General features: G+C 70.8%; 22 protein-coding genes. 13 read left to right on the plus strand and 9 right to left on the minus strand.

Features of this window, described 5'->3' with window-relative positions:
* The first annotated feature begins 25 nt into the window (after positions 1–25).
* Positions 26–1687: a DEAD/DEAH box helicase gene (locus BLQ91_RS33950; RefSeq protein ID WP_090103677.1), complete on the plus strand. Its 1662-nt coding sequence runs from the start codon at positions 26–28 to the stop codon at positions 1685–1687.
* A gap of 107 nt (positions 1688–1794) precedes the next feature.
* Here the strand turns inward: BLQ91_RS33950 and BLQ91_RS33955 are convergent, their stop codons facing one another.
* From BLQ91_RS33955 to BLQ91_RS33975, 5 genes are all read right to left on the minus strand, one after another.
* A complete protein-coding gene (locus tag BLQ91_RS33955) occupies positions 1795–2532 on the minus strand; it encodes a methyltransferase domain-containing protein (RefSeq protein ID WP_090103679.1) in 738 nt (245 codons plus the stop codon).
* Positions 2533–2679: 147 nt separating this feature from the next.
* Positions 2680–6096, minus strand: a complete 3417-nt coding sequence (locus BLQ91_RS33960) for a S8 family serine peptidase (protein ID WP_143022952.1) — start codon at positions 6094–6096, stop codon at positions 2680–2682.
* 64 nt (positions 6097–6160) lie between these two features.
* Positions 6161–6559 (minus strand): VOC family protein, encoded by a 399-nt coding sequence (locus BLQ91_RS33965; protein ID WP_090103683.1) that lies wholly within the window; start codon positions 6557–6559, stop codon positions 6161–6163.
* On the minus strand, positions 6556–7356 hold the full coding sequence (locus tag BLQ91_RS33970; protein WP_245734054.1) for a helix-turn-helix domain-containing protein: 801 nt from the start codon (positions 7354–7356) through the stop codon (positions 6556–6558). The genes BLQ91_RS33965 and BLQ91_RS33970 overlap by 4 nt, the downstream gene beginning before the upstream one ends.
* A 10-nt stretch (positions 7357–7366) precedes the next feature.
* Positions 7367–8341, minus strand: a complete 975-nt coding sequence (locus BLQ91_RS33975) for an ROK family transcriptional regulator (protein ID WP_090103685.1) — start codon at positions 8339–8341, stop codon at positions 7367–7369.
* 38 nt (positions 8342–8379) lie between these two features.
* On the opposite strand from BLQ91_RS33975, the gene BLQ91_RS42250 reads away from it, so the two are divergent.
* The 9 genes from BLQ91_RS42250 to BLQ91_RS34015 all read left to right on the plus strand — a co-directional run bounded on the left by BLQ91_RS42250 (position 8380) and on the right by BLQ91_RS34015 (position 18890).
* On the plus strand, positions 8380–9387 hold the full coding sequence (locus BLQ91_RS42250; protein ID WP_090103687.1) for a Gfo/Idh/MocA family protein: 1008 nt from the start codon (positions 8380–8382) through the stop codon (positions 9385–9387).
* Positions 9384–9857, plus strand: coding sequence for a heme-degrading domain-containing protein (locus BLQ91_RS42255; protein ID WP_090103689.1), 474 nt, complete (start codon positions 9384–9386; stop codon positions 9855–9857). Before BLQ91_RS42250 ends, BLQ91_RS42255 begins: the two co-directional genes overlap by 4 nt.
* Positions 9858–10258: 401 nt before the next feature.
* Positions 10259–11665, plus strand: a complete 1407-nt coding sequence (locus BLQ91_RS33990; protein WP_245734056.1) for a family 2B encapsulin nanocompartment shell protein — start codon at positions 10259–10261, stop codon at positions 11663–11665.
* 20 nt (positions 11666–11685) lie between these two features.
* Complete coding sequence (locus tag BLQ91_RS40690; protein WP_143022953.1) at positions 11686–12765, plus strand: terpene synthase family protein; 1080 nt, start codon at positions 11686–11688, stop codon at positions 12763–12765.
* Positions 12758–13759 (plus strand): terpene synthase family protein, encoded by a 1002-nt coding sequence (locus BLQ91_RS40695; protein WP_143022954.1) that lies wholly within the window; start codon positions 12758–12760, stop codon positions 13757–13759. Before BLQ91_RS40690 ends, BLQ91_RS40695 begins: the two co-directional genes overlap by 8 nt.
* 22 nt (positions 13760–13781) lie before the next feature.
* A complete protein-coding gene (locus BLQ91_RS34000; protein ID WP_245734058.1) occupies positions 13782–15182 on the plus strand; it encodes a family 2B encapsulin nanocompartment shell protein in 1401 nt (466 codons plus the stop codon).
* 2 nt (positions 15183–15184) lie between these two features.
* Entirely contained in the window at positions 15185–16231 is a 1047-nt protein-coding gene (locus BLQ91_RS34005; RefSeq protein WP_090103693.1) for a family 2 encapsulin nanocompartment cargo protein polyprenyl transferase, read from the plus strand.
* 21 nt (positions 16232–16252) lie between these two features.
* Positions 16253–17194, plus strand: a complete 942-nt coding sequence (locus tag BLQ91_RS34010) for a 4-hydroxy-3-methylbut-2-enyl diphosphate reductase (RefSeq protein WP_090103695.1) — start codon at positions 16253–16255, stop codon at positions 17192–17194.
* Positions 17184–18890 (plus strand): 1-deoxy-D-xylulose-5-phosphate synthase, encoded by a 1707-nt coding sequence (locus BLQ91_RS34015; RefSeq protein ID WP_090103697.1) that lies wholly within the window; start codon positions 17184–17186, stop codon positions 18888–18890. Before BLQ91_RS34010 ends, BLQ91_RS34015 begins: the two co-directional genes overlap by 11 nt.
* On the opposite strand, the gene BLQ91_RS34020 is transcribed toward BLQ91_RS34015, so the two are convergent.
* Both BLQ91_RS34020 and BLQ91_RS34025 read right to left on the minus strand, forming a co-directional pair.
* Positions 18853–19950: an acyltransferase family protein gene (locus BLQ91_RS34020; RefSeq protein ID WP_090103699.1), complete on the minus strand. Its 1098-nt coding sequence runs from the start codon at positions 19948–19950 to the stop codon at positions 18853–18855. The genes BLQ91_RS34015 and BLQ91_RS34020 overlap by 38 nt on opposite strands.
* A 179-nt stretch (positions 19951–20129) precedes the next feature.
* A complete protein-coding gene (locus BLQ91_RS34025) occupies positions 20130–21251 on the minus strand; it encodes a citrate synthase (RefSeq protein WP_090103701.1) in 1122 nt (373 codons plus the stop codon).
* A gap of 42 nt (positions 21252–21293) precedes the next feature.
* Here BLQ91_RS34025 and BLQ91_RS34030 point away from each other — a divergent pair, with 42 nt between their 5' ends.
* A complete protein-coding gene (locus BLQ91_RS34030) occupies positions 21294–22415 on the plus strand; it encodes a citrate/2-methylcitrate synthase (protein WP_090103703.1) in 1122 nt (373 codons plus the stop codon).
* A gap of 206 nt (positions 22416–22621) precedes the next feature.
* On the opposite strand, the gene BLQ91_RS41765 is transcribed toward BLQ91_RS34030, so the two are convergent.
* On the minus strand, positions 22622–22771 hold the full coding sequence (locus BLQ91_RS41765; protein WP_176960097.1) for a hypothetical protein: 150 nt from the start codon (positions 22769–22771) through the stop codon (positions 22622–22624).
* Positions 22772–22842: 71 nt separating this feature from the next.
* Between BLQ91_RS41765 and BLQ91_RS34035 the strand changes: the two genes are divergently transcribed.
* On the plus strand, positions 22843–23787 hold the full coding sequence (locus BLQ91_RS34035; RefSeq protein WP_090103705.1) for a helix-turn-helix domain-containing protein: 945 nt from the start codon (positions 22843–22845) through the stop codon (positions 23785–23787).
* Here BLQ91_RS34035 and BLQ91_RS34040 read toward each other — a convergent pair.
* Positions 23692–24225: a MarR family winged helix-turn-helix transcriptional regulator gene (locus BLQ91_RS34040; protein ID WP_090103707.1), complete on the minus strand. Its 534-nt coding sequence runs from the start codon at positions 24223–24225 to the stop codon at positions 23692–23694. The genes BLQ91_RS34035 and BLQ91_RS34040 overlap by 96 nt on opposite strands.
* A 94-nt stretch (positions 24226–24319) precedes the next feature.
* Here BLQ91_RS34040 and BLQ91_RS34045 point away from each other — a divergent pair, with 94 nt between their 5' ends.
* Complete coding sequence (locus BLQ91_RS34045; RefSeq protein WP_090103710.1) at positions 24320–24877, plus strand: YceI family protein; 558 nt, start codon at positions 24320–24322, stop codon at positions 24875–24877.
* Positions 24878–24945: the final 68 nt, after the last annotated feature.

Raw genomic sequence — 24945 nt, forward strand, 5'->3', positions numbered from 1 at the left:
GAGGCGGTGGGGGAAGATACTCCCCATGACCACCGCCGACAACGGTTTCGCCGACCTGGGGCTGCGGCCCGACATCCTCAACGCACTCACCACGCTGGGCTACGAGGAGCCGACGCCGATCCAGAGCGAAGCGATCCCGCCCCTGCTCGCGGGCAACGACCTGCTGGGCCAGGCGGCCACCGGCACGGGCAAGACGGCGGCGTTCGCGCTGCCGCTGCTCGAGCGCGTCGCCGACCGGATCGGCAAGGGCGAGAAGCCGCTGGCTCTCGTCCTCGCGCCGACCCGCGAGCTCGCCGTGCAGGTGTCCGAGGCGGTCCACCGCTACGGCCGCCACCTGGGCACGCGCGTCCTCCCGATCTACGGCGGCCAGCCGATCGGCCGCCAGCTGCGCGAGCTGTCCCGCGGCGTCGACGTGGTGGTCGCCACCCCGGGCCGCGCGATCGACCACCTGCAGCGCGGCACGCTGCAGCTGAGCGACCTGCAGGTCGTCGTGCTCGACGAGGCCGACGAGATGCTCGACATGGGCTTCGCCGAGGACATCGACGCGATCCTCTCCGAGACCCCGGCCGACCGGCAGACCGTGCTGTTCTCCGCCACGATGCCGCCGCGCATCGACCGCATGGCCAAGAGCCATCTGCGCGAGCCAGTGCTGATCCAGATCGAGCGCGAGAAGACCGAGCCGGGCGAGGCCCCGCGCGTGCGGCAGACCGCGTACCTGGTGCGCCGCGAGCACAAGCCCGCTGCCCTCGGCCGCGTGCTCGACGTCGAGTCGCCGACCGCCGCCGTCGTCTTCTGCCGCACCCGCGACGAGGTCGACCAGCTCACCGAGACCCTCAACGGCCGCGGCTACCGCGCGGAGTCGCTGCACGGCGGCATCAGCCAGGAGCAGCGCGACCGCGTCATGTCCCGCCTGCGCTCCGGCACCGCCGACCTGCTGGTGGCCACCGACGTCGCCGCCCGCGGCCTCGACATCGAGCAGCTCACGCACGTCGTGAACTACAACGTCCCGTCCGCCCCCGAGGCGTACACGCACCGCATCGGCCGCGTGGGCCGCGCCGGCCGTGAGGGCGTCGCGATCACCCTGGTCGAGCCGCGCGAGAACTCACTGCTCAAGACCATCGAGCGCGTCACCAAGACCAAGATCCCGATGGAGAAGGTCCCGACGGTCGCCGACCTGCGCGCCCGGCAGCTGGAGCTCACCCGCTCGTCGCTGCAGGAGTCGCTGATGGAGGACGACCTGTCGCGGTTCCGCGTCGTCGTCGAGACCCTGGCCGACGAGTTCGACGTCATGGACATCGCCCTCGCCGCCGTGAAGCTCGCCCACGAGGCCTCCGGTGCCGCCGCCGACGAGGAGGAGATCCCGGAGGTCCGCCCGCGCGAGGACCGTCCGCGCCGCGACGGCGCCCCGGCCGGTCCGCGCCGTGAGCGCCGAGGCCCGTCCGAGGGCATGACCAGGCTGTTCCTGGGCGCCGGCCGCTCGTCGGGCATCCGGCCGCAGGACATCGTCGGCGCCATCACCGGCGAGTCGAACCTGAAGGGCCGCGACATCGGCGCGATCGAGATCGCCGACCGGTTCTCGCTCGTCGAGGTGCCGGGGGAGTCGGCGAACGACGTCATCGAGTCGCTGCGCGACGCCACGATCAAGGGCAAGCGGGTGACGATCCGCCGCGAGCGCCAGCCGCGCTAGTGCCGTGTGCGAAGCCCCCTCCCGGACGCGTCCGGGAGGGGGCTTCGTGCTTTCGGGAACGCCCCTGGGCGCGTCGGGGTCACCGTGGCAGCCGGGCAGGTCGAGCCTCAGGCCTTGCGCGCCTCGACCAGGAACCGCGTCGAAGTGCACACGAACTCGCCGTGCCGCTGGATGTGCCGGTGCATCTCCAGCAGCCGGTCCCGATAGCCCTCCACGGTGAACCCCGGCACCGTCCACAACACCTTCCGCAGGAAGTGCACCACCGCGCCGACGTCGAAGAACGCCACCCGCAACGACACCGGCTCCAGCAACAGCACCTCCAGCCCGGCGGCCTCCGCCTCCGCACGGGCGACGGCGGCACTGCGAGCCCCGCCCACCGGCTGCGGCCCCATCATGAAGTCCGTCAGCTCACGGTTGGTGCCGGCCCCGATCTGCTGCGAGAAGCAGGTCCCACCGGACCGGAGGACCCGCGCGATCTCGGCCCAGGGCGTCACCACGGGATGCCGGCTGATCACGAGGTCGAACGACGAGGACCGGAACGGCAGCGGACCGGCGTCCGGCGCCTGCACCACGAGAGGCAGCCGCCGGGCGGCGACGGCGGCGTTGGGCGGCCAGGACTCGGTCGCGACCATCACCGGCGGCAGGACGGGCGCGGACGCCGTGACCTCTCCCCCGCCGGTCTGCAGGTCCAGCGCGGACGTCACGTCACGCAGCCGCGCGGCGATCAGGGACGCGTACCCCCACGGCGGGCGTTCCTCGGTGGCGCGGCCCTCGAACCAGGAGAAGTCCCAGCCCTCCAACGGCACCGCGGCCCCCTCGGCCACCAGCTCCTCGAAAGTCCCCATGGCCGACATGCCACCACAGGTGCGCCGGGGGCGGCCACCGAAATGGCGGCACCCGCTCCGGCGCGCGGAGACGCCGCGTCCCTGGTTCGTCTCGCGCGCAGCAGAACGGGTGCCGCAGGGGAGTACAACGACCGAGCGGCTGCTTGGTTACGCCCGGAGGCGGTAAGCCCGCAGGACCGTTTGGTCCACCGAGTTGCCGTCGGTGTCACGGGCGACCACCCGTAGTGACACGTGACCGCCTGCCTTCCCGCCGGGAGGAACGAGCGACTTCACGGGCACCCAGTTGAGGCCGTCGTCGAACGACGCGTAGGCCTGGAGCTCACGCACGGTGCCCGACTGACGCGACGCGGTGAACTTCACCGGCATCGGCACACCGGCCTTCCAGCTGTTGCGCAGGTCGACCGGCAACGAGTAGTCGACCTCCAGCAACGGCAGCCGGCCGTCGGCGGCGGCCGTGAACTCCCACGAGGTGCGCACCGACGTCGACAACGCCAGTCCGTCCCGCGAGGCGTCCAGCAGCAGCTCGTACCGGCCGTCGCGGGCGGGGGCGTGGAACGAGCCCTGCCGCACGTCGGAGTACCCCTGGACCACGCCGTTGTGGCGCAGTTCCAGCCAGCCGCCACCGCCGCGGCGCCAGTTCTCGACCCAGTCCGAGCCACCGAACGGCGAGATGCGCGCGTTGATCAGGTCGCCTGCCCTCTCGACACCGCCGCCGTCCGCCCACGTCACGACCGACGAGCCGCCGAGCCGCGGGGAGGCGACCGCGCGGAGGTTGGTGCGCTCGTACTTCCTGCCCGGCTGGAAGGTCACGGGGGCGAGAGCGGCCCACGAGGTCGTGCTCGGGTCGTCCCCCGCGCCGGAGCCGCGGCCGGCGAAGCCCTCCTGGTACCAGCCGATGCCGCCGCCCGCGGTGAAGTACTCGGTGCGCTGCGCCGGAGCGGCGAGCCGTTCGTCGAGCACCACGCCGAGGTTGCGCGCGGGACTGCCGTTCACCATCGGGTAGTTGCGCGTGACGACCGAGCCGTCCGCACCGGACGTGTGGTAGCGCGCCTTCACCTCGGCGAGCTCCGCGTGCCGGATCTTCCTGGTGCCCGACGGCAGCGCGCCCTTGTCGCGCAGGAACAAGGTGTACGAGACCGGTGACCCCGCGATGGCGCGCAACGTGAGCTTCGCGGGCGTCACGGCCACGAGGTGTTCCGCCACGGCGATCACCGGGATCGCCGTCTGCTCCGGCTGCCCGAACGGCACGGGCCCCGCCCACAGCACGGCGACCGCTCCGGCGTCCTTCATGGCCTGTGCGACGGCGAAGACGTCCTCTCCCGCCGTGCGGACGAGCGCGAGCTTGCCGCGCACGTCGGTGCCGCGTTCCGCCACGTCGAGCGCGTGGTCGCCGGGTGCCAGGTGCTTGCTGCTCTCGAAGTAGCGCACCGGGAACCCGCCGACGACCGAGACGAGCGGCTGCCCGCCCTTGAGCCCGGAGTCGTAGGTCAGCTCCGGCAGCGCGGGGCCGAAGGACAGGCCGTACAGCGGGACGCGGCCGTCGACGACGCTCGCGACGCCGTTGATCTTGCCGGGCTTGAACGGGACGCTCAGATCGGCGTCGCGGTACCAGACCTCCGAGTCGCGGTCGGGCAGCTCGACGCCGATCTGCCTGCCCTGCCTCGCGTCGAGCACCACCGACAGGTCTGCGGTCAGCGAGACGCGGCCCGCCACCTCGGTCGCCGAGACCGGGGTGAACCAGGCGTAGTTCGGCGTCAGCTCGTCGATGCGGCCGATCAAGGCGTAGTCCGCGACCGCCAGTCTCGACGACCCGGTGCCGTCCGCGCCGATCGTGATCACCGACGCGTCCCGCGTGGTCAGGTTGACCACGACGACGAACTCGTTCGCGACGGGCTTGCCGTCACGGCCGATCATCGACAGCTTGAGCTCGTGCCGTTCCTCCTGCACGTACGCGCCGACCGCCGTGGTCAGGGAGACTCCGCCGCCGGTCGCCCGGACGTGCCCGAAGAACGTGCCGTTGCCCCTGGCGGGGTCCAGCACGACGTCGACGGAGGCGCTCCCCCGTGCCGGCACGGTGACCGCGTCCGGCACCGTGAAGCTCGCGCCGAGGTCGTGCCGCAGCTCCAGGGTCACCGGTTCCGCGCCCGCGTTGGAGTAGGTGATCGTCTTCGTGGACGTCCCGGTGTGCGGCCATTCCAGCAGCCCGAACGACAGGCTGCCGGTCGAGGCGCGCACCTGCTGGCGCACCGCGCGTTCGGCGTCGAGCAGGCCGGTGCCGACGTTCGCGGGCGTGTCCGCGACCGGCTCGACCGTCGCCATCAGGTGCGCCTTGAGCTCGGCGGCCTTCCAGGACGGGTTGCGCTGCGCCAGGACCGCGGCGGCACCGGCGACGTGCGGGGCGGCCATCGAGGTGCCGGTCAGCTTCGCGTGCAGGTCGTCGACCGCGTGCTCCCACAACGTGTTCTCGGCGCGCGCGGCCACGATGTCCGTGCCCGGTGCGGCGATGTCCGGCTTGACCGCGTGGTCGGTGATCCGCGGGCCGCGCGACGAGCTCTCGTTGATCCCACCGGCCTTGGTCAGGTTCGCCACGGCCAGCGCCGCGTCCGCCGACGCCGGGGAGGAGACCTTGCGGTACTCCCCCGCGTTGCCCGCCGCGACGACGAACAGCGCGCCGGTCTCGGCCGTGAGTTCGTTGACCTTCAACGACATCGGGTCCGTGCCGTCGGACTGGTCGCCACCCAGTGACATGTTGACGACCTTCGCCCCGACCTCGCGCGCCGCCCACTCCATGCCGGCGATGACCGCGCTGTCGTAGCAGAAGTCGGCCTCGCAGACCCGGCCCACCGCGAGGGACGCGCCCTTCGCGACCCCGGCGTACCGGCTGTCGCGGCCGGCGATGGTCGCCGCGACGTGCGTGCCGTGGCCGACGTCGTCCTGGATGCCGGCGGGCGTGAAGTCCTTCGACGCCGTGACGACGCCAGCGAGTTCCGGGTGCTTCAGGTCGTAGCCGGTGTCGAGCACCGCGACGGTGACGCCGGTGCCGTCGAACCCGGCCTGCCACGCGCCGGGCGCGCCCACCATCGGCACGCTCTCGGTCAGCGAGATCTTCGACTTGCCGTCGAGCCACAGCTTCCCGGCGCGCAGCGCACCGAAGCGCCGGGCCGCCCACTGCTGGGCCGCGTCCTTCTTGGGCACCGCTCCGGCCGCGCGGAAACCGTTGGTCAGCAACGGGATCCGATCGATCTTGTCGTCGCTGTAGCCGTAGCCGTGCAACGCGGTGACGTCGAAGAAGCGCTTGTCGACGAGGTCCTGCCGCACCGCCTCGACGGCGTCGGCCGGCACCACGTACTGGTGGTCGTCGCGGACGTATTGGGCGAACTGCATGCCAGGCCGCCCCTCGACGCCGAGGAGTTCCCCTCGCTCGTTGACGACGACCTTGTCCCCGCTGATGAGCGTGATGGTCGTCGTCCTCAGCCGTTCAGAAGGTTCCGCTCGCGCCGTCGCCGCCGGGCTGAGCAGCCCGGCGGCGAGAGCGGTGATCACCAAACAGCGCGCAAGGCGCACGTGTCCTCCCCTGGGTGTGAACCTCTCCACCCCAGGAGACTCCGGACTCGGTGTGGAGGTTGCATCACGCTCCGCGATAGGTGCCGAAGCTCCAGCGGTTGCCCTCGGGGTCGGCGACCGTGAAGCCGCGCGAGCCGTACTCCTCGTCGCGCAGGCCGCGGACCTCCACGGCTCCACGGACCAGGGACCGGGCGTGCAGCTCGTCGGGCCGGTCGGTCACGACGTAGACGGAGCCGGCGCCCGGTTTCGTCGCCTCGACCTCGCCGGTGGACCGGACGGCGGACCCCAGCATGACGCCGCCGCCCTCGGGCCAGACCATCTCGCAGTGCACGACCTCGCCGTCGGCCTCACCGGGCACGACGAGGTGTTCGGTGAAGCCGAACGCCTCCACGAGGAAGCGGACGGCGGCAGGAGCGTCCTGATAGGACAGACAGGGCCAGCAGGTGGGTGCGGGTGTGCTCATGGGAGCAACTCTGCGCCCCGACCGCCCTCACTGCCTTGTACGAATGGAAGCTCGGTCGCGATCCACTCCGTCGGGGTCGCTCCGCACAACGCCCGCCAGTCGCGGTTGAAGTGCGCCTGGTCGGTGTAGCCGCAGGCAGCGGCCACCTCGGTGAGCGTGGGGCGCCGCTCGCCGCGCAGCATCCGGTTCGCCCGCTCGAACCGCAGGACCCGGCTCAGGACCTTGGGCGTCAGCCCGTACTCGGCCGCGAACCGCGCGCTGAGGTGCTGCCGGCTCCACCCGACCTCGGCCGCGATCTCGCCCACCCCGGCACCGGCCGCGAGCCGCTGCCACGCCCACGCCACCTCCACCTGCTGCTTGACCGGCCGCACGAGCCCGCCGAGCAGCAGGTCCAGCAACGCGAACCGGTCCGTCCACGTCGCTGCACCCTGCAGCCGTTCGCGCAACTCGGCGGCCGGGGCCTCGAGAGCGTCGAGAGCGACCGTCACGCCCGACAGCTCACCGGCCGGCATGCCGAAGAACGCCCGCATCCCGAGCGGCGTGAGGTCGCACTGGACGCCGTGCTGGAACCCGTCGTGGCTGATGATCACGGCCTCGTCGTGCAGGCCGCCGCAGAGCGCGGCGAACCGGCCGCCGGCGAGGTCGACCGTGCCGTCCAGCGTCACGACGAGGGTGAGCGAACCCGACGGCAGGCCGCGGTGGACGCCGGGCTCGGTGCGCATCCGATACCCGGAGTACCGCGTCACGAACGGCCGCAGCCGCGGGTGCGGCAGGCCGACGACGTGCTGGACCTCCACCTCCCCGATGCTAGAACAGTTCCCCCAGGACGAGCAGCCCCGCGCCCACCGGCACCAGGTCCGGCCCGTACGACGTGACGCTCACGTCCACATCGGGCATCGCACCCGGGTACAGCTCCGGCGATCCGAGCACCTTCCGTCCACTCAGGATGATCTGGTCGAGGTCCAGCAGCTGCACCAGGTTCGCGACGGCAGCGCCGAGCACCCGCGCCGCCTCGACCCCCGTGGCGGCCGCGTGGACCGCCTCGACGCAGCCGCGCCGCCCGCACACGCACAGCGGCCCGTCGAGCTGGATCGTGGTGTGCCCGAACTCGCCCGCCCCCGACCGGGCACCGCGGTGGACCTCGCCGCCGAGCAGCAACCCGACGCCCAGGCCGGTGCCGACGAACACCAGCGCCGCGTCCCGCAGGGGCCGCCGCCACGCCTCGGCGAGCACGGCCGCGTTGGTGTCCTTGTCGATGACGACCGGCAGCCCGAGCCGTTGCTCGGCGAGCGCCTTCAGCGGGACGGCGTCCCAGCCGGGCAGGCCGTTCGGCGACACCACGCCGTCGCGGTGGTCGAGCGGGCCGGCGATGCCGATGCCGAGCCCGAGCACCTGTTCCCCGGCGGAGACCAGCGGCTCCAGCGCGTCCAGGACGTCGGCCGGCGTGAACATCGGCGCGAGCGGCACGGCCGACGCCGACACCACCTCGCCGGTCAGGTCGAGCTCCACCACCCGCAGCTCGTCGCGGTCGACGTAGGCCCCGTACGCGTGCGCGCCGTCCGGCGCGAGCCGCAGGGACATCCGGGGCTTGCCCCGGCCGCCGTCCCGCACGGCACCGGTCTCCTCCAGCAGGCCCGCGGCCATGAGCCTCGCCACGATCTTCGAGACCGCCTGCGGGGTGAGTCCCGTCCTCTCGGCGATGGAAGCCCTGCTCAAAGCCCCTGAACGAACCAGAGCCAGCACCGTCCGGTCGTTGTGCGAGCGCAGCGAGGTGAGGTCCACGCTCGCAATTATTCAACAGCGTTGCTTTAATCGGAAGCATGACTCGAGTCGGACTCCTGGGCTACGGCATAGCGGGGCGGGTCTTCCACGCCCCGCTCATCTCCTCGACCGGGGGCATGGACCTCGTCGCGATCGCCACGGCGAACCCCGAGCGGCAGGCGCAGGTCCGCGCCGCCCACCCGGACGCCGCGATCGTCACCGCCGACGAGCTGTTCGAGCTGGACCTCGACCTGGTCGTCGTCGCCACCCCGAACAGGACGCACGTCGAGTACGCCCGCAGGGCGATCGAGAAGGGCGTCGCGGTCGTCGTCGACAAGCCGTTCGCGCCGACCTCAGCGCAGGCCGAGGAGCTGGTGGTCGCGGCGGAGGCCGCCGGGGTGCCGTTGACGGTCTTCCAGAACCGCCGCTGGGACAGCGACTTCCTCACCGTGCGCGACGTCCTCGGCAAGCTCGGCGAGGTCCGGCGGTTCGAGTCCCGCTTCGAGCGCTGGATCCCGGAGATCTGGGACAACTGGCGCGAGTTCGGCGATCCCGGGGAGGCCGGCGGCCTGCTCTACGACCTCGGCGCGCACCTCGTCGACCAGGCCCTGCAGCTCTTCGGACCGGTGGAGAACGTCTACGCGGAACTGGACCGGCGCCGTCCCGGCGCGCAGGTGGACGACGACGTGTTCGTGGCGCTCACGCACGAGAACGGCGTCCGCTCCCACCTGTGGGCCAACGCGCACGCGGCGCACCACGGACCCCGGTTCCGCCTGCTCGGCAGCGAGGGCGCGTTCGAGATCAGCGGCCTGGACGGGCAGGAGGACGCGCTGGCCGCGGGCCGCCGCCCGACCGGTGCCGACTGGGGTCGCGAGGACCGCACCGGGCGGCTTGGCGTCCTGGCCGAGTCGACCGAGGTCGCCGTCGAACCCGGTGCGTACCAGAGCTTCTACGCCGAGGTCCAGGCCGGCCGCGTCCCCGTCGACCCGAGGTCCGCGGTGGACGCGCTGCGGGTCATCGAGGCCGCTTTTCTGTCCGCACACGAGAACCGGGTGGTGACCCTGTGAGCCCCACGAGCGAAGAGCTCCTCAGCCAGGAACGACGTCTGCAGTTCAGCCGCTTCGGCAACGACGTCGCGATCGACCTCGGGCTGCACCTGCTCGGCGCCGCCCGCGAGCAGGGCCTGCCGATCGCGATCTCGGTGCAGCGCAACGGGCACCGCCTCTTCCACGCCTCGCTGCCCGGCACCGCGCCGAACAACGACCGGTGGCTGGAGCGCAAGGCCCGCGTGGTCGAGCTGTTCGGCCACAGCTCCTTCTACGTCGGCACGCAGTTCCGCGAGAAGGGCACCACGTTCGAGGCGCAGTCGCGCCTCGACCCGGACCTGTACGCGGCGCACGGCGGCGTGTTCCCGGTGATCGTCCGCGGCACCGGGCCCGTGGGCACGGTCGGCGTGTCCGGGCTGCCCCAGGCCGAGGACCACGAGTTCGTCGTCACCCAGCTGGAATCGTTCCTGAACACCCGCGAAGCGCAATAGCACGAGCAGCCGTCGGCGTAAAATCGAACCACCGTTCCACTCTGTTCCCGGACGCACAACCGCGTAATGGCGCGCACCGCTTCGAGTGGATTTCGATCCACTCGGAGTGGTGGAACATAGCAGCCGATCGCCGATCGGAAATGTGCACGATGGAGTGATCTATTGCGCCGAACGAGTACGCCATTCCGCAACCGGGCGAATAGCAAACGGTCACCCGCCTGTAGATACAACGCTCCTTGGCTACGTCAGCAGTTGCACGCTCCGTAGCCCCATCAGGCGCAAGACACCCACCCGAATGTCGCCTTCTTGGCCCCTTCACAGTCATCATTTGCGAGAACTAACGTCCTTTCCGGCCTTGTCGGATCGGTCCATTAGCGCAGTGAGATGGGTGGGTGCAGGTTGTGACTGTGACGGATTCTGACCTCCATGAGGGCCGTCAGCAGCTGAGTTTGGGTACGGCCGCCGCTCGTAATCTGGCCACGACCACCAAGTCCGTGCCGCAGATGCAGGGAATCACCTCCCGCTGGCTGCTCAAGGTGCTGCCCTGGGTCCAGGCCTCGGGTGGCGCGTACCGCGTCAACCGGCGCCTCACCTACACGCTGGGGGACGGCCGGGTCTCGTTCAGCAACATCGGCGCCGAAGTCCGCGTCGTCCCGATGGAGCTCACCGAGCTGTCCCTGCTCAAGGGCTTCGACGACGAGGCCGTGCTCACCGCGCTGGCCGGTCGCTTCACGCAGCACGAGTACGGCATCGGCGAGCTCATCGTCGAGAAGGGCCGCCCGAAGGACAAGGTCGTCCTCATCGCGCACGGCAAGGTCGACAAGGTCGGCACCGGCGAGTACGGCGGCGAGACCGTGCTCGGCAACCTCGCGGACGGCGAGTACTTCGGCGAGACCGTGCTGGCAGGCCCGCAGGGCGAGTGGGAGTTCTCGGCCAAGGCCGTCACCCCGGTCACCGTCCTCACGCTGTCCTGGGAGGACTTCCAGGCGCTCAACGGCGAGGCCGGCGGCCTGCGCGCGCACATCCAGCAGACGTTCAACAACCGCAACAAGCCCCAGGACGAGCACGGCGAGGCCGAGATCGACCTGGCGTCCGGTCACGACGGCGAGCCCGTGCTGCCCGGCACGTTCGTCGACTACGAGCTCTCGCCGCGCGAGTACGAGCTGAGCGTCGCCCAGACCGTGCTGCAGGTCCACACCCGTGTCGCGGACCTCTACAACAACCCGATGGACCAGGTCGAGCAGCAGCTGCGGCTCACGATCGAGGCCCTGCGCGAACGCCAGGAGCACGAGATCGTCAACAACCGCTCCTTCGGCCTGCTGCACAACGCGGACCTCAAGCAGCGCATCCACACCCGCTCCGGCCCGCCCACGCCGGACGACTTCGACGAACTGCTGTCGATCGTGTGGAAGGACCCCGGCTACTTCGTCGCCCACCCGCGCACGATCGCCGCGTTCGGCCGCGAGCTCAACAAGCGGGGCCTCTACCCGCAGCACATCGACTTCAACGGCCAGCAGGTGCCGGCGTGGCGCGGCATCCCCGTGCTGCCGTGCAACAAGATCCCGATCTCCGACACCCGCACGTCGTCGGTGATGCTGATCCGCACCGGCGAGCAGGACCAGGGCGTCATCGGCCTGCACCAGACCGGCATCCCGGACGAGTACCAGCCGGGCCTGTCGGTGCGGTTCATGGGCATCAACGACCAGGCGATCATCAACTACCTGGTCAGCGCCTACTACTCCGCCGCGATCATGGTGCCGGACGCGATCGGTGTGCTGGAGCACGTCGAGCTCGGCCGCGAGGGCTAGCAGCGTTGGCCTCCTTCACCATGCCGGAGTTCTACGTGCCGCACCCGGCGCGGATGAACCCCCACCTCGAACGCGCCCGCGCCCACTCGACGCGGTGGGCGCGGGACATGGGGATGCTCGGCACCGGGGTGTGGACCGACGAGATCCTCGCGGGTGACGACTACGGGCACATGTGCGCGTGGACCCATCCGGACGCGCCCGCGGAGGTCCTCGACCTCATCACCGACTGGTACGTCTGGGTCTTCTACTTCGACGACGAGTTCTTCGCGGAGTTCAAGCAGAACAAGGACGTGCCGGGAGCGAAGGCCTACCTCGACCGGTTGCCCGCGTTCATGCCACCGAGCGGCACCGACCCGTGGCCGGAGCCCCGGAACCCGACCGAGCGCGGTCTCGTCGACCTGTGGCAGCGGACCATCCCGCTGATGTCGCGGGACTGGCGGCGCCGGTTCACCACGAGCACCCACAACCTGCTGCTCGAGTGCATGTGGGAGATCAAGAACATCAAGAGCGGCACGGTCGCCAACCCGGTCGAGTACATCGAGATGCGCCGCAAGGTCGGCGGCGCGCCGTGGTCGGCGAACCTGGTGGAGGTCTCCGAGGCAGCCGAAGTGCCCGCGTCCGTCGCGGGCACCCGCCCGCTGCGGGTCCTCTCCGACACGTTCTCCGACGCGATCCACCTGCGCAACGACATCTTCTCGTACGAACGGGAAGTGCTGCGGGAGGGCGAGAACTCCAACGGGGTGCTCGTGTTCGAGAAGTTCTTCGGCCACGACACGCAGACCGCGGTCGAGGCCGTGAACAGTCTCCTGACCTCGCGGCTGCACCAGTTCGAGAACACCGTCTTCACCGAACTGCCGCAGTTGTTCGCCGAGAAGGCCCTCGGCCCGCAGGAGCAGGCTCGCGTGCTCAGGTACGTGAAGGGCCTGCAGGACTGGCAGTCCGGCGGTCACGAGTGGCACCTGCACGCCGGTCGCTACACGAAGGCCCATCCGGGGGCCGGGGGTGGCGGAGCGGGCAACAGCGCGTTCTTCCGCACGATCCTGCGCGGCCCGACCGGGCTCGGCACGTCCGCGGCGTGGCCGGGGGTGGCCCGTGGTTGAGGTCCCCTCGTTCGACATGCCCTTCGCCGCGAGGCTGTCGCCGCACGCGGACCGCGTCCGCCTGCACACCAGGGCGTGGGTGCGGGACATGGGCATGCTCGGCGGCGTGCCGTGGACCGAGGCGTTCTACGACGCCGCGGACTACGGCGGCTTCGGTCCGCTGACGCACCCCACGGCGTCGCTGGAAGACCTGAAGCACATCAACGACTGGCACACGTGGGGCTTCCACGTGAACGACGCGTTCCGGTCCTTCCTCCGTTCGCGCGACGTCGCCGGCGGCAAGGCGTTCGTCGCCGGGCTCAAGTCGGTGCTGAGCGGATCCGCGCCGGCGAACCCGGCGGGGAGGGGCCTCGCCGACCTGGTCTCGCGGTCCACCCTGGACGCGGAGGACCGGGAAGACCTGGCCGAGTTCTTCGACGCGTTGCTGTGGGAGCTGCACAACACCGCGCAGGGCCGGGTGCCCGACCCGGTCGACCTCGTCGAGATGCGGCGCCGGTCGATCGGCGCGGACCTGTCCGCGAAGCTGGTCCGCAGGTCGGTCCGGGCCGAGCTGCCCGAGGAGTTGTCGCGCAACAGCACCATGCGGGCGCTGGTCGACTCGTTCGGCGACGTTCCCGCGTTGCGGCAGGAGATCGTCGGGTTCGACCACGTCCACGCCACCGGGGGCAGCACGACGAGCGCGGTGCTCGCGGTGCGGCAGTTCTTCGGCTGCGGCCTCCAGGAGGCCGTGTCCGTCGTCGCCGACCTGATCTCGGCCCGGCTGCGGCAGATCGGCGCGATCCTCGGCGAGCTGCCGTCCCTCGCGGACGAGTACGGCCTCGACGCGGAGGCGAAGGCCGGGCTGCACCGCTACGCCGAGGCGCTGAAGTCGTGGCTCGCCGGCGAGCTGCTGTGGACGCGGAGGTCCAGCCGGTTCAGCTCCTCCCCCACCCCCGCCCGCACGTCGTTCCACTCCCCGTCAGGACTCGGCACCGCCGCGGTCCTGGTTCGCTGAAACCAGATTGGCAGGACACGCAGTGACAGTTACCGATCCGGGCCTTGGGGTCGAGGAACAGCAGCTCAGCCTTTCCAAGGCGGCGGCGCGGAACCTCGCCACGACCACCAAGTCCGCACCGCAGATGCAGGGGATCTCGCCCCGCTGGCTGCTGCGCATGCTGCCGTGGGTCGAGGCCAAGGGCGGCGCGTTCCGGGTGAACCGGCGGCTGAGCTTCGCGATCGGCGACGGCCGCGTCACGTTCACGAGCGTCGGGTCCGAGGTGCGGATCGTGCCGCAGGAACTGGCGGAGTTCAAGCTGCTGCGCGGGTTCGAGGACGAGGCGGCGCTGACGGCCGTCGCGAACCACTTCGAGCAGCGCGAGTACGAGCCGGGCGACGTGATCGCCAAACGCGGCACGCCGGTCGACGAGGTCATCGTCATCGCGCACGGCAAGGTCACCAGGACCGGCCGCGGCGAGTACGGCGACGAGGTGGTCCTCAGCACGATGGCGGACGGCGAGTACCTGGGCGACGAGCCCGTGCTGTCCGGCGTCGACAAGAAGTGGACCTTCACCGCGCGCGCCCTCACGCCGACGACGGCCGTGGTGCTGAGCAGGGCGGCGTTCCGGCAGCTCACCGACCAGGTGGACCCGCTGCGCGAGCACATCGCGCAGCAGCTGGCGCACCCGACGGTCCCGGCCAACAAGCACGGCGAGGCCGAGATCCACATCGCGTCCGGCCACGAGGGCGAGCCGCCGCTGCCGCACACGTTCGTCGACTACGAGCTGCGGCCGCGCGAGTACGAGCTCTCGGTGGCGCAGACGATCCTGCGCGTCCACACGCGTGTGGCGGACCTCTACAGCCAGCCGATGGACCAGGTCGAGCACCAGTTGCGGCTCACCATCGAGGCCCTGCGCGAGCGGCAGGAGTTCGAGCTGGTCAACAACAGGGAGTTCGGCCTGCTCGCCAACGCCGACCTCAAGCAGCGGGTCAGCACGCGCTCCGGCCCGGTGACGCCGGACGACATGGACGAGCTGATCTCGCGGCGCCGCAACACCAGGCTGATCCTCGCGCACCCCAAGGCGATCGCCGCGTTCGGCCGCCAGCTCAACAACCGCGGCCTGGACGTGCCGACCGTCGAGGTCGAGGGCAAGCGCTTGCAGTCGTGGCGCGGCATCCCGATCGCGCCGTGCGACAAGATCCCGGTCAACAAGAACGGCACCACGTCGATCATCGCGATGCGGCTCGGCGAGGAGAAGCAGGGCGTCGTCGGCCTGCGCCAGACCGGCATCCCCGACGAGTACGAGCCGGGCCTGAACGTCCGGTTCATGGGCATCGACGAGCACGCGATGCTCAAGTACCTGGTGTCGACGTACTACTCGGCCGCCGTGCTGGTGCCGGACGCGCTGGGTGTGCTCGAGAACGTGGAGATCGGTCTCTAACCATGACAGCGGAGAGGACCGAACCGCTCGCCGCGGGCAGGCCCGCGGACGAGGTGCTCGCGTGGAGCCGGAGCCTCGTGCTGCCGGCTCTGCGCAAGGCCGTGGACCAGCTGCCGGCGTCGTTGCGCGCGATCGCGGAGTACCACCACGGGTGGCGCGACGAGTACGGCGACCCGGTGCTGGAGAACGGCGGCAAGGCGATCCGCCCCGCGCTGGTGCTGCTGGCGGCGGAGGCCGTCGGCGGTGCCGCCGCCGACGCCGTGCCCGCGGCCGTAGCGGTGGAGCTGATCCACAACTTCTCGCTGCTGCACGACGACGTGATGGACGGCGACACGACCCGGCGCCACCGCCCCACGGCGTGGACCGTGTTCGGTGTCAGCGGGGCGGTCCTGGCCGGGGACGCGCTGCAGGCGCTGGCCGTGGACGTCCTCGCGGGCTCGGGGCATCCGCGTGCCCTGGAGGCGGTCCGGACGCTGGGTGACGCGACCGTGGCGTTGCTCGACGGGCAGGCGTCCGACCTGGACTTCGAGAGGAGGTCGGACGTCGCGGTGGCCGAGGTCGAGCGGATGGCGCGCGGCAAGACCGGCGCTCTGCTCGGCGCTTCCACGGCGTTGGGCGCGTTGTACGGCAACGGCACGGATCTCCAGGTCGAGGCGATGCGGGGCTTCGGCGCGGAGCTGGGCCTGGCTTTCCAGCACGTGGACGACCTGCTCGGCATCTGGGGCGACCCGGCGGTGACCGGCAAGGCCGTGCACTCGGACCTGGCGAACCGCAAGAAGTCCCTGCCGGTCGTGCACGCGCTGACGGCCGGTACCGCCGCCTCCGCCGAGCTGGCCTCGTTGTACGCCGGCTCGCGGGAGATGGACGCGGAAACGCTTGCGCGGGCGGCGTCCCTGGTCGACGCGGCCGGTGGCCGGACGTGGAGCCGGGCGCAGGCCGACGAGCTGCACACGCGGGCGCTGGTCCACCTCGGCGAGGCGTCACCGACCGCGCGTGCGGCGGTGGAGCTCGGCACGCTCGCCCAGCTGGTCACCGACCGGGACCACTGAACTCTTCGTGAGAGGCGCTCGATGACGGAACACCCGCCGCGTTCGGTGCTGCTCGCCTCACCCCGGTCGTTCTGCGCCGGGGTGGAGCGGGCCATCGAGATCGTGGAACGACTTCTCGACCAGCGCGGCGGCCCCGTCTACGTGCGCAAGCAGATCGTGCACAACATCCACGTCGTGCGCTCTCTGGAGGCGCGGGGTGCCGTGTTCGTGGAAGAGCTGTCCGAGGTGCCGTTCGGTGCCACAGTGGTGTTCTCCGCGCATGGTGTCGCTCCCGCCGTGCGCGCGGAGGCCCAGTCGCGGGATCTGGAAGTCCTGGACGCGACGTGCCCACTCGTCGCGAAGGTGCACTCGGAGGCGCGGCGGTTCGCTGAACGTGGCGACACCATCGTGCTGATCGGGCACGCGGGACACGAGGAGGTCGAGGGCACTCTCGGCGAGGCACCCGACCGGATGGTGCTGGTGGAGACCGTCGCCGACGTCGAGGCCCTGGAGATCACCGGGCCGGTGTCGTACCTGACGCAGACGACGCTGGCCGTGGACGAGACGGCCGAGGTGGTCGAGGCGCTGAGGCGGAAGTTCCCGCGGTTGCGCGGGCCCGGCTCCGACGACATCTGCTACGCCACCACGAACCGGCAGATCGCCATCCGGGAGGTGGCGGCGCGGTCCGACCTGATCCTGGTGGTGGGGTCGAAGAACTCGTCGAACTCGGTGCGGATGGTCGAGCTGGCCGCGCGCGGTGGCACCCCGGCGTACCTGGTCGACGACGCCTCGGAGATCGACCCGGCCTGGCTGACCGGGGTGACGTCGGTGGGCCTGTCCGCGGGGGCGTCGGCGCCTCCCGAGCTCGTGGACGAGGTGGTCCGGGCGCTGGAGGCGCTGGGGACGGTGACGGTGTCGACGCACACGACGGCGACCGAGACGATCGCCTTCACGCTGCCCTTGGCGGTGCGCCGTGCTGGCTGACATCACCTCGCCCGCGGACGTCCGCGCGCTCTCGTCCTCCGACCTGCTCGGCCTCGCCGCGGAGATCCGGTCGTTCCTGGTCTCGAAGGTGCACAGGACCGGCGGTCATCTCGGGCCGAACCTCGGTGCCGTCGAGCTGACCATCGCCGTGCACCGCGTCTTCTCCTCGCCCGTCGACGTCGTGCTGTTCGACACCGGGCACCAGTCGTACGTGCACAAGATGCTGACGGGCCGGTGCTCGGACTTCGACTCGTTGCGGCAGGCCGGGGGCATGTCCGGTTACCCGTCGGCGGCCGAGTCTGCGCACGACGTCGTCGAGAACTCGCACGCCTCCACCGCACTGTCCTATGCGGACGGTCTGGCCAAGGCGTTCGAGCTCGCCGGCGCCGACCGCCGGGTCGTCGCGATCGTCGGCGACGGCGCGCTGACCGGCGGGATGTGCTGGGAGGCGCTGAACAACATCGGCGGCTCCACCCGCCCGGTCGTGGTGCTGCTGAACGACAACGGCCGCTCGTACGACCCGACGGCCGGTGGTTTCGCGGCGTCGTTGCTGAACGGCTCGGCGCGCGGGCTGTTCGAGGCGCTCGGCCTCGCGTACATCGGCGTTCTCGACGGCCACGACGTGCATGCCGTCGAGAACGCGTTGTGGGAGGCCAAAGCGCTCGGCCGCCCCGTCGTCGTGCACTGCAAGACCGTGAAGGGCAAGGGGTACGAGGCCGCGGAGACCGACGAGGCCGACCGCATGCACGCGGTCGGCGCCTGCGGTGCCGCGGGCGGCAGGACGTGGACCGACACGTTCTCCGAGGAGATCGTCGCCATCGGCGCCGAACGTCCCGACGTCGTCTGCCTGACCGCCGCGATGCTGGAACCGGTGGGGCTGCGGCCGTTCTCGGAACGCTTCCCCGAGCGGGTCTTCGACGTCGGGATCGCCGAGCAGCACGCCGTGACGTCCGCCGCCGGCATGGCGATGGGCGGCCTGCACCCGGTGGTCGCCGTCTACGCGACGTTCCTGTCCCGCGCCTTCGACCAGTTGCTGATGGACGTGGCCCTGCACCGGCTGCCGGTGACGTTCGTGCTGGACCGCGCCGGCGTGACAGGCCCGGACGGCGCCTCGCACCACGGCATGTGGGACGCCTCCGTCCTGCCCGTGGTGCCGGGCCTGAGGCTGGCCGCCCCGCGCGACCCGGCGTCGCTGGCGTCCTTGCTGCGCGAGGCGGTGCGGGTGTCGGACGGGCCGTCGGTGGTGCGTTATCCCAAGGCGGCCGCGGGTGCGGACATCCCCGCGGTGCGTCGCGTGAGCCATTTCGACGTGCTGCGCGAGGTACCGGACGCCGAGGTGCTGCTGGTCGCCGCGGGGCCGATGGCCGGTCCGTGCCTGGCGGCGGCGGACGAGTTGGCGTCGCACGACGTCCGCGTGAGCGTGGTCGACCCGCGCTGGACCGCTCCCCTGGACCCGCACCTGGTCAAGTACAGCGGCCAGCACCGCCTGGTGCTCGCCGTGGAGGACACGACGTCGACCGGTGCCCTGGGCGCACGCCTGGGTCAGGCGCTGGCCGGGTCCGCGGCGTGCGTGGCGGCTTTCGCCCTGCCGCCGCGCTTCCTGCCGCACGACTCCAGGGCCCGCATCCTGCGCGCCCACGGCCTGGACGCGGCGGGCATCACGACGAGCGTGCTGAAGCGCCTCGGCGTGAAGTGACGAACCAGCCGATCGCGAACGACAACGCGATCGCCCCCGCCCCCACCGCCGGCGCCTTCACCTCGGCGGGGAGGTCCAGCGGACGCAGACCGGTCGCGAGCGTCAGCAGAACCGGTCCCTGCACCACGAACGCGACGTACGCGGACCGCGCCAGCCCTTCGGCGAACGGCCCCTGGCGCGCCAGCCTGCGCTGCGCGAGCCCGATGAGCCACAAGCTTCCAGCCACCACGAGAAACCCCTCCACCAGCGCCAGCATCGCGGCCTGCCAGGTGAACCCGCCGAGGAACGGCCCCGCGCTCTTCGCGAGGTCCAGCACCCCGAGGAACGCCGCCGCGACCGGGAGGGCGGCGATCGTGCCGGCGACGACGTTCCGCGTCATCCGGTAGATCTCGTCCGGCACCCGTTCGGCGAGCTTGCGCCCACCGATCGCCCCGAGCAGCACCATTCCCAGGCACTGCGGCCACCACCACAGGTGCAGATCGCCGACCTGCCCGCTGCGCGCCGGGAACACCAGCCGCGTCAGGAACGTCGCCCCCGCCACCACCACCGCCATCCTCATCACGGTCCGCGCGGTGATGGAGCGTTCCCTGATCGGCGGCGCCAGCGCGATGCCGGTGCTGAAGAGAGCCAGGACCGCCACGAACCACAGCGACCCGCTGTCCAGGAACGGGTCGCGGTGCGTGAACGCCTGCCACCACGACACGTCCCGTCCGGCCCCGGTGTGGGCGATCCACACGAACGTCGGCCACACCACCAGGGCGCTGGCCACCCACGGCACACCGAGCCTGACCAGCCGGTCGGCGATGAACCGCTGCCGCCCCTTGCGCTCGATCGAGCCGGGCGTGAAGGTGCCGGCCATGAAGTAGAAGGTGCCCATGAAGAACAACCCGGAGGGCCCGATCACCGCGGCCAGCACCGTTTCGACACCGGGGTGGAACGTGACCTCGTTGACCTCGTCGTAGGGCCACCCACCGATCGCGGCGTAGCCCAGCAGCGCGTGACCGCCGATGACCCACGCCACCAGGACCACTTTCAAGTTGTCCACTGCGGACAATCTCATGCTCTCGATGGTCCGCTCCGGGGAGCGTCGACGCCAGCACCCGGCGGCGGCCGGGCGCTGCTCCCCCGGCGGTTCGGGCGTGCGCGACGGCCGCCGAAGTCTCCTCCCGCACCCCGGGCCGATCCGCGCTCACTTCCGGTCCCGCGCGGCCGGCCTCACCTCGCCGCGCCCCCGGCGACCTACGGCCGGTCCCCCGTGTAGACACCCAGCGCCCGGAACCTCAGACCGGGCTCCCGGTACTCCTCCATCGCGTGAGCGACCCACCCCACGATCCGTGCGATCGCGAAGATCGCCTCCCCCGCGTCCGGCGGCATCTTGAACATCAGCGCGAACTGGGCGAGGGCCAGGTCGACGTTCGGGAACGTCCCCCTCTGGGTCGCGATCACCTTGTCCACCACCAGGTCGCCCTCACTGCGCAGCAGGGCGAGCAGGTGGTCGGCGCGCGGGTCGCGGGAGCGGTAGACGGCGTGGCCGAAGCCCGGGATGGGATGGCCGGAGCGCAGCTGTTCGGCGACGGCGCCCATCGGATCGGACTCCGCCTGCTGCAGGAAGCGGTACGCGATCGTCGTGGCGGCGCCGTGCTTCTGGCCCTCCATGGCGCCCATCCCGGCGGACACGACGGCGTAGGGGTTGGCGTGGGCGGAGGCAGCGACCCTGGCGGCCATGGTCGAGATGGCCAGGTCGTGGTCGGCCAGCAGGATCAGGGCGGCGTTCAGCAGGTCCGGCCTCGCGGGCTCGGGCGAAAGGCGCGCCCACAGGCGTTCGGCGATGTCGGTGCCCTGGGGCCTGCCGACGAGCGGCAGCGACTCCACGACGTCGGCGATCAGGGCTTGGGCCGTGGTGACGGCCCGGTCCAGGTCGTAGCGGAGGGGGTCGCCGACGCTGGCGAGGGCGATGGCCACGCGGACCCGGTCGGTCAGGGTGGCGCTCTCCGGGAGGGCCATCCAGATCTCCTGGCCCTCGGGGAACTGCACCCCTGTGGAGTCGATCTCGGTCCACAGCCAGTGCGCAACATCCTCGAAACGCTTGGTGCTCGACAGACCGGGAACGGAGCGGCCGCGGTAGTGGAGCTGGTCGTTCTCCAGCAACGAGATGCGCGTGCGAATGCAATCCGTCACAGAGGACGCCGCTCCGCGGGCTCCGGTGCGTTGCGCCAGAGCCTCCACCTGGGCGACGTCGAACATGCTCGCCCGGTTGACCTTCGTGCTGGTCAGGAGGCCACGGCTGACGTACGAGTAGACCGTCGCCGGTTTCACGCCCAGGCGGCGGGCGGTTTGCGTCGTTGTCAGCATTGATTCCATCAACGTTGACTGTACAAGACGGCTTGACGGAGCCTGTTGTCCATGTTGATTGATGCACCCAAAGGGTTGAAAGACGTCGTCGTCACCACGACCCTGATCGGGGACGTGAACGGTGCTGCGGGCTACTACCACTACCGCGAGCACGACGCGATCGAGCTGGCCAGGACGCGGTCGTTCGAGGACGTGTGGTTCCTGTTCGCCGAGGGAAGGCTGCCGGAGGAGACCGAGGCGGTGGAGTTCGCCCGCCGCACCGCGGAGCTGCGCGAACTACCGGCCGCGATCCGCGAGGTGCTGCCGTCGGTCGCGAAGTCGGGCTGCACGGCGCTGGCGGGCCTCAGGACCGCGTTGTCGATGCTGCCGAGTCGGCCGATGTGGGACGCGCCGATGAGCGACAGGAAGGCGGACGCGCTCAAGGTCAGCGCGATGACGCCGACGATCCTGGCCGCACTGCACCGCCTCAAGCTCGGACTTGATCCCGTCGACCCCAGGGTTGATCTGTCCACCTCGTCCAACTGGCTGTACATGTTGACTGGACACGAGCCGTCAACGTGGACGAGCCGCGCGGTCGAGCAGTACTTGATCGCCACGATCGACCACGGCTTCAACGCGTCCACCTTCACCGCACGCGTGGTCGCCTCGGCGGGCGCGGACGTCGTGTCGGCGGTGACGGCGGCGATCGGCACGTTCTCCGGCCCCCTGCACGGCGGGGCACCGGACCGCGCGCTGGAGGCCCTCGACCTCATCGGGTCGCCCGACAACATCGACGCCTGGGTGCGGCAGCGCATCGAGCAGGGCGACCGCATCATGGGTTTCGGCCACGCCGTCTACCGGACGGAGGACCCGCGGGCGCGCCTGCTGAGGGAGATCGCCCTGGAGGAGCCGACACCGCTCACGACCTTCGCGGTCACCGTCGAGCGCAGGGTCACGGAACTGCTGGCCGAGCTCAAGCCCGGGCGGCAGCTGTACGCGAACGTGGAGTTCTACGCCGGCGTGGTGATGGAGCAGTGCGGCATCCCGCGCGAGATGTTCACGCCGACGTTCGCGTGCAGCCGGGTCATCGGGTGGTGCGCCAACGCGCTCGAGCAGTCCGAGGACACGAAGATCATCCGCCCGGTCGCCCGCTACACGGGCCCGGCGCCGCGGATCGGGTCGCCGACCGGGTGAGGGGAAGGCGCTGCGCCGGCCGGGCGGCACGCCGCCGGGCGATACGCCTGACAACCAAGGCGTCACCAGGCGAAACGCCCGCAAGGCAAAACGTTCGGCAGGGCTCGCTTGCCAGACGAAGCGCCCGCCAGGTGGCATCCCCGCCAAGCGAGCCGTCGGCAAGCGAGCCGTCCAGCGCGCGAGCCGCTCGTCAAGTGCCCCACCGATCAGGTGAGGTAACGCAGTTCGTCGCGAACGCGGATGCGGTCGCGGTCGTGGACGTCGGTCGAGCCTGCCAGGCCGGCGGTGCGGTCGCGGTGCCGGTCGAGCCAGACGGAGAGGGCTGTCACTGCGAGGACGATCGCTGCAAGAGTCATGTCCAAAAGTTTGCGACCAGCAATATCCCGCCAACAGTGGCAGATCTGACGGCGCGCGCTAATATCCTGCCATGCTGCGATCGGTGGCGGTTCCCCTCATCGACGGCGTCGCGCCGTTCGAGTTCGGCCTGCTCTGCGAGGTGTTCGGCGTCGACCGGACCGAGGAGGGCGTGCCCCTGGCCGACTTCCGGGTGTGCGGTGAGGTCCCGAACGAGCCGGTGGCCACGAGCGTCCGCGGCGTGAGCATCACGCCGGAGCACGGGTTCGACGCGCTGCAGAGCGTCGACCTCGTCGCGCTGCCCGCCGCGCGGGTCCGGGACGAGTACCCGGAGAAGCTGGTCAAAGCGCTGCGGGAGACTGGCGCCACGCTGCTCAGCGTGTGCAGCGGGGCGTTCATCCTCGGCGCGGCCGGGCTGCTCGACGACCGGCGCTGCACGACGCACTGGCGTGAGGCGCGGCAGTTCCAGGAACGCTTCCCGAAGGCCCGGATGGACCCGGACGTGCTGTTCGTCGACGACGGCGACATCATCACGAGCGCCGGCACGGCCGCCGGCATCGACGCTTGCCTGCACCTGGTGCGGCGCGAACTGGGGACGAAGGTCGCCAACACCATCGCGCGCCGGATGGTCGTGGCGCCGCAGCGCGACGGCGGTCAGCGGCAGTTCGTCGAGCTGCCGATCCCCGACTGCAGCGCGGACAGCCTCGAACCGGTGCTCGAGCACGTGCTGGAGACGATCGCGGGCAACCACACGGTGGCCTCGATGGCGAAGCTCGCCGTCATGTCCGAGCGGACGTTCGCGCGCAGGTTCGTCGCGGAGACCGGCACGACGCCGAACAAGTGGCTGTCACTGCAACGGGTGCTTCACGCGCGCAGGCTGCTCGAGGAGACCGACCTGGACGTCGACCTGGTCGCGACCCGGTCAGGCTTCGGGACAGCCGCCCTCCTGCGGCACCACTTCCACCGCGTCGTCGGCGTCGCACCCAGCGACTACCGCCGCACATTCGCCTGTCGTTAGGCGCGCGAAGATCTTCTCGGAGATCTCCCGCAGCGCCCCCACCTCGGCGGGCGTGATCTGGTCGAACACCAGTTTCTGCACCATCTCGGCGTGCGAGGGTGCCGCTGCCTCGATCGCGGACCTGCCGAGGTCCGTCAGCACGACGAACGACCCGCGCCCGTCGCTGCCACAGCTCTCCCTGCGCACCAAGCCGCGCTTCTCCATCCGTGCGACGTGATGCGAGATGCGGCTCTTCTCCCAGTGCAACGACCGTGCGAGCTCCAACACGCGTACGCGTTCATCAGGCGTATCGGTGAGCTGCACCAGCACGGCGAAGTCAGCCATCGAGATGTCCGAGTCGACTGACATCTGCCTGCTCAAGTGCGCGTTGAGCTCCCCCTGCATGCGGACGTAGGCACGCCACGCCCGCTGCTGCTCAGGCTCCAACCATCGTGTCACTCGTTCAGCATACGGGAATAGTTGACACATCATCCAGGTTCGTGCAAAGTGGGTGACACTTCAACCAAATCGAACTACCGAAGGACTGACGACCATGACCACCGCCACCAACCTCTCCGAACTGACCGGCGACTACGTCATCGACGCCTCGCACTCCCGCATCGGTTTCGTCGCGCGCCACGCGATGGTCACCAAGGTTCGTGGTGCGTTCAACGAGTTCGACGGCAAGATCAAGATCGACGGTGACAAGCCGGAGAACACCACCGCCGAGGTGACCGTCAAGGTCGCCACGATCGACACGCGCAACGCCCAGCGCGACGGTCACCTGACCACCAACGACTTCCTCGACGTCGAGACCTACCCGGAGATCAAGTTCGTCTCGACCTCCGCGAAGCAGGTCGACGACGGCAACTTCGAGATCACCGGTGACCTGACCATCAAGGACGTCACCAAGAGCATCACCATCCCCTTCGCCTTCGAGGGCGTGGCCGTCGACCCGTTCGGCAACACCCGCGTGGGCTTCGAGGGCTCGCACACCATCAACCGCAAGGACTACGGCGTCACGTGGAACGCGGCGCTCGAGACCGGCGGCGTGCTGGTGAGCGAGAAGGTCGTCCTCGAGTTCGAGATCTCGGCGATCAAGCAGGGCTGACCGCACCCGGTCGCACCGCGGAGGTCCGGGCGCTTTCCCAGCGACCCGGACTTCCGCGTTTCCGGCTC

It is taken from the genome of Lentzea jiangxiensis, assembly GCF_900104175.1.
Lineage (GTDB): Bacteria > Actinomycetota > Actinomycetes > Mycobacteriales > Pseudonocardiaceae > Lentzea > Lentzea jiangxiensis.

What these genes read in the sequence shown, in the direction of transcription:
- BLQ91_RS33950 (WP_090103677.1), top strand. Translation starts at nt 26, where the DNA reads ATGACCACCGCCGACAACGGTTTCGCCGACCTGGGGCTGCGGCCCGAC.
- BLQ91_RS33955 (WP_090103679.1), bottom strand. Translation starts at nt 2,532, where the DNA reads ATGGGGACTTTCGAGGAGCTGGTGGCCGAGGGGGCCGCGGTGCCGTTG.
- BLQ91_RS33965 (WP_090103683.1), bottom strand. Translation starts at nt 6,559, where the DNA reads ATGAGCACACCCGCACCCACCTGCTGGCCCTGTCTGTCCTATCAGGAC.
- BLQ91_RS42250 (WP_090103687.1), top strand. Translation starts at nt 8,380, where the DNA reads ATGACTCGAGTCGGACTCCTGGGCTACGGCATAGCGGGGCGGGTCTTC.
- BLQ91_RS40690 (WP_143022953.1), top strand. Translation starts at nt 11,686, where the DNA reads ATGCCGGAGTTCTACGTGCCGCACCCGGCGCGGATGAACCCCCACCTC.
- BLQ91_RS34005 (WP_090103693.1), top strand. Translation starts at nt 15,185, where the DNA reads ATGACAGCGGAGAGGACCGAACCGCTCGCCGCGGGCAGGCCCGCGGAC.
- BLQ91_RS34010 (WP_090103695.1), top strand. Translation starts at nt 16,253, where the DNA reads ATGACGGAACACCCGCCGCGTTCGGTGCTGCTCGCCTCACCCCGGTCG.
- BLQ91_RS34020 (WP_090103699.1), bottom strand. Translation starts at nt 19,950, where the DNA reads ATGAGATTGTCCGCAGTGGACAACTTGAAAGTGGTCCTGGTGGCGTGG.
- BLQ91_RS34025 (WP_090103701.1), bottom strand. Translation starts at nt 21,251, where the DNA reads ATGGAATCAATGCTGACAACGACGCAAACCGCCCGCCGCCTGGGCGTG.
- BLQ91_RS34030 (WP_090103703.1), top strand. Translation starts at nt 21,294, where the DNA reads ATGTTGATTGATGCACCCAAAGGGTTGAAAGACGTCGTCGTCACCACG.
- BLQ91_RS41765 (WP_176960097.1), bottom strand. Translation starts at nt 22,771, where the DNA reads ATGACTCTTGCAGCGATCGTCCTCGCAGTGACAGCCCTCTCCGTCTGG.
- BLQ91_RS34035 (WP_090103705.1), top strand. Translation starts at nt 22,843, where the DNA reads ATGCTGCGATCGGTGGCGGTTCCCCTCATCGACGGCGTCGCGCCGTTC.
- BLQ91_RS34045 (WP_090103710.1), top strand. Translation starts at nt 24,320, where the DNA reads ATGACCACCGCCACCAACCTCTCCGAACTGACCGGCGACTACGTCATC.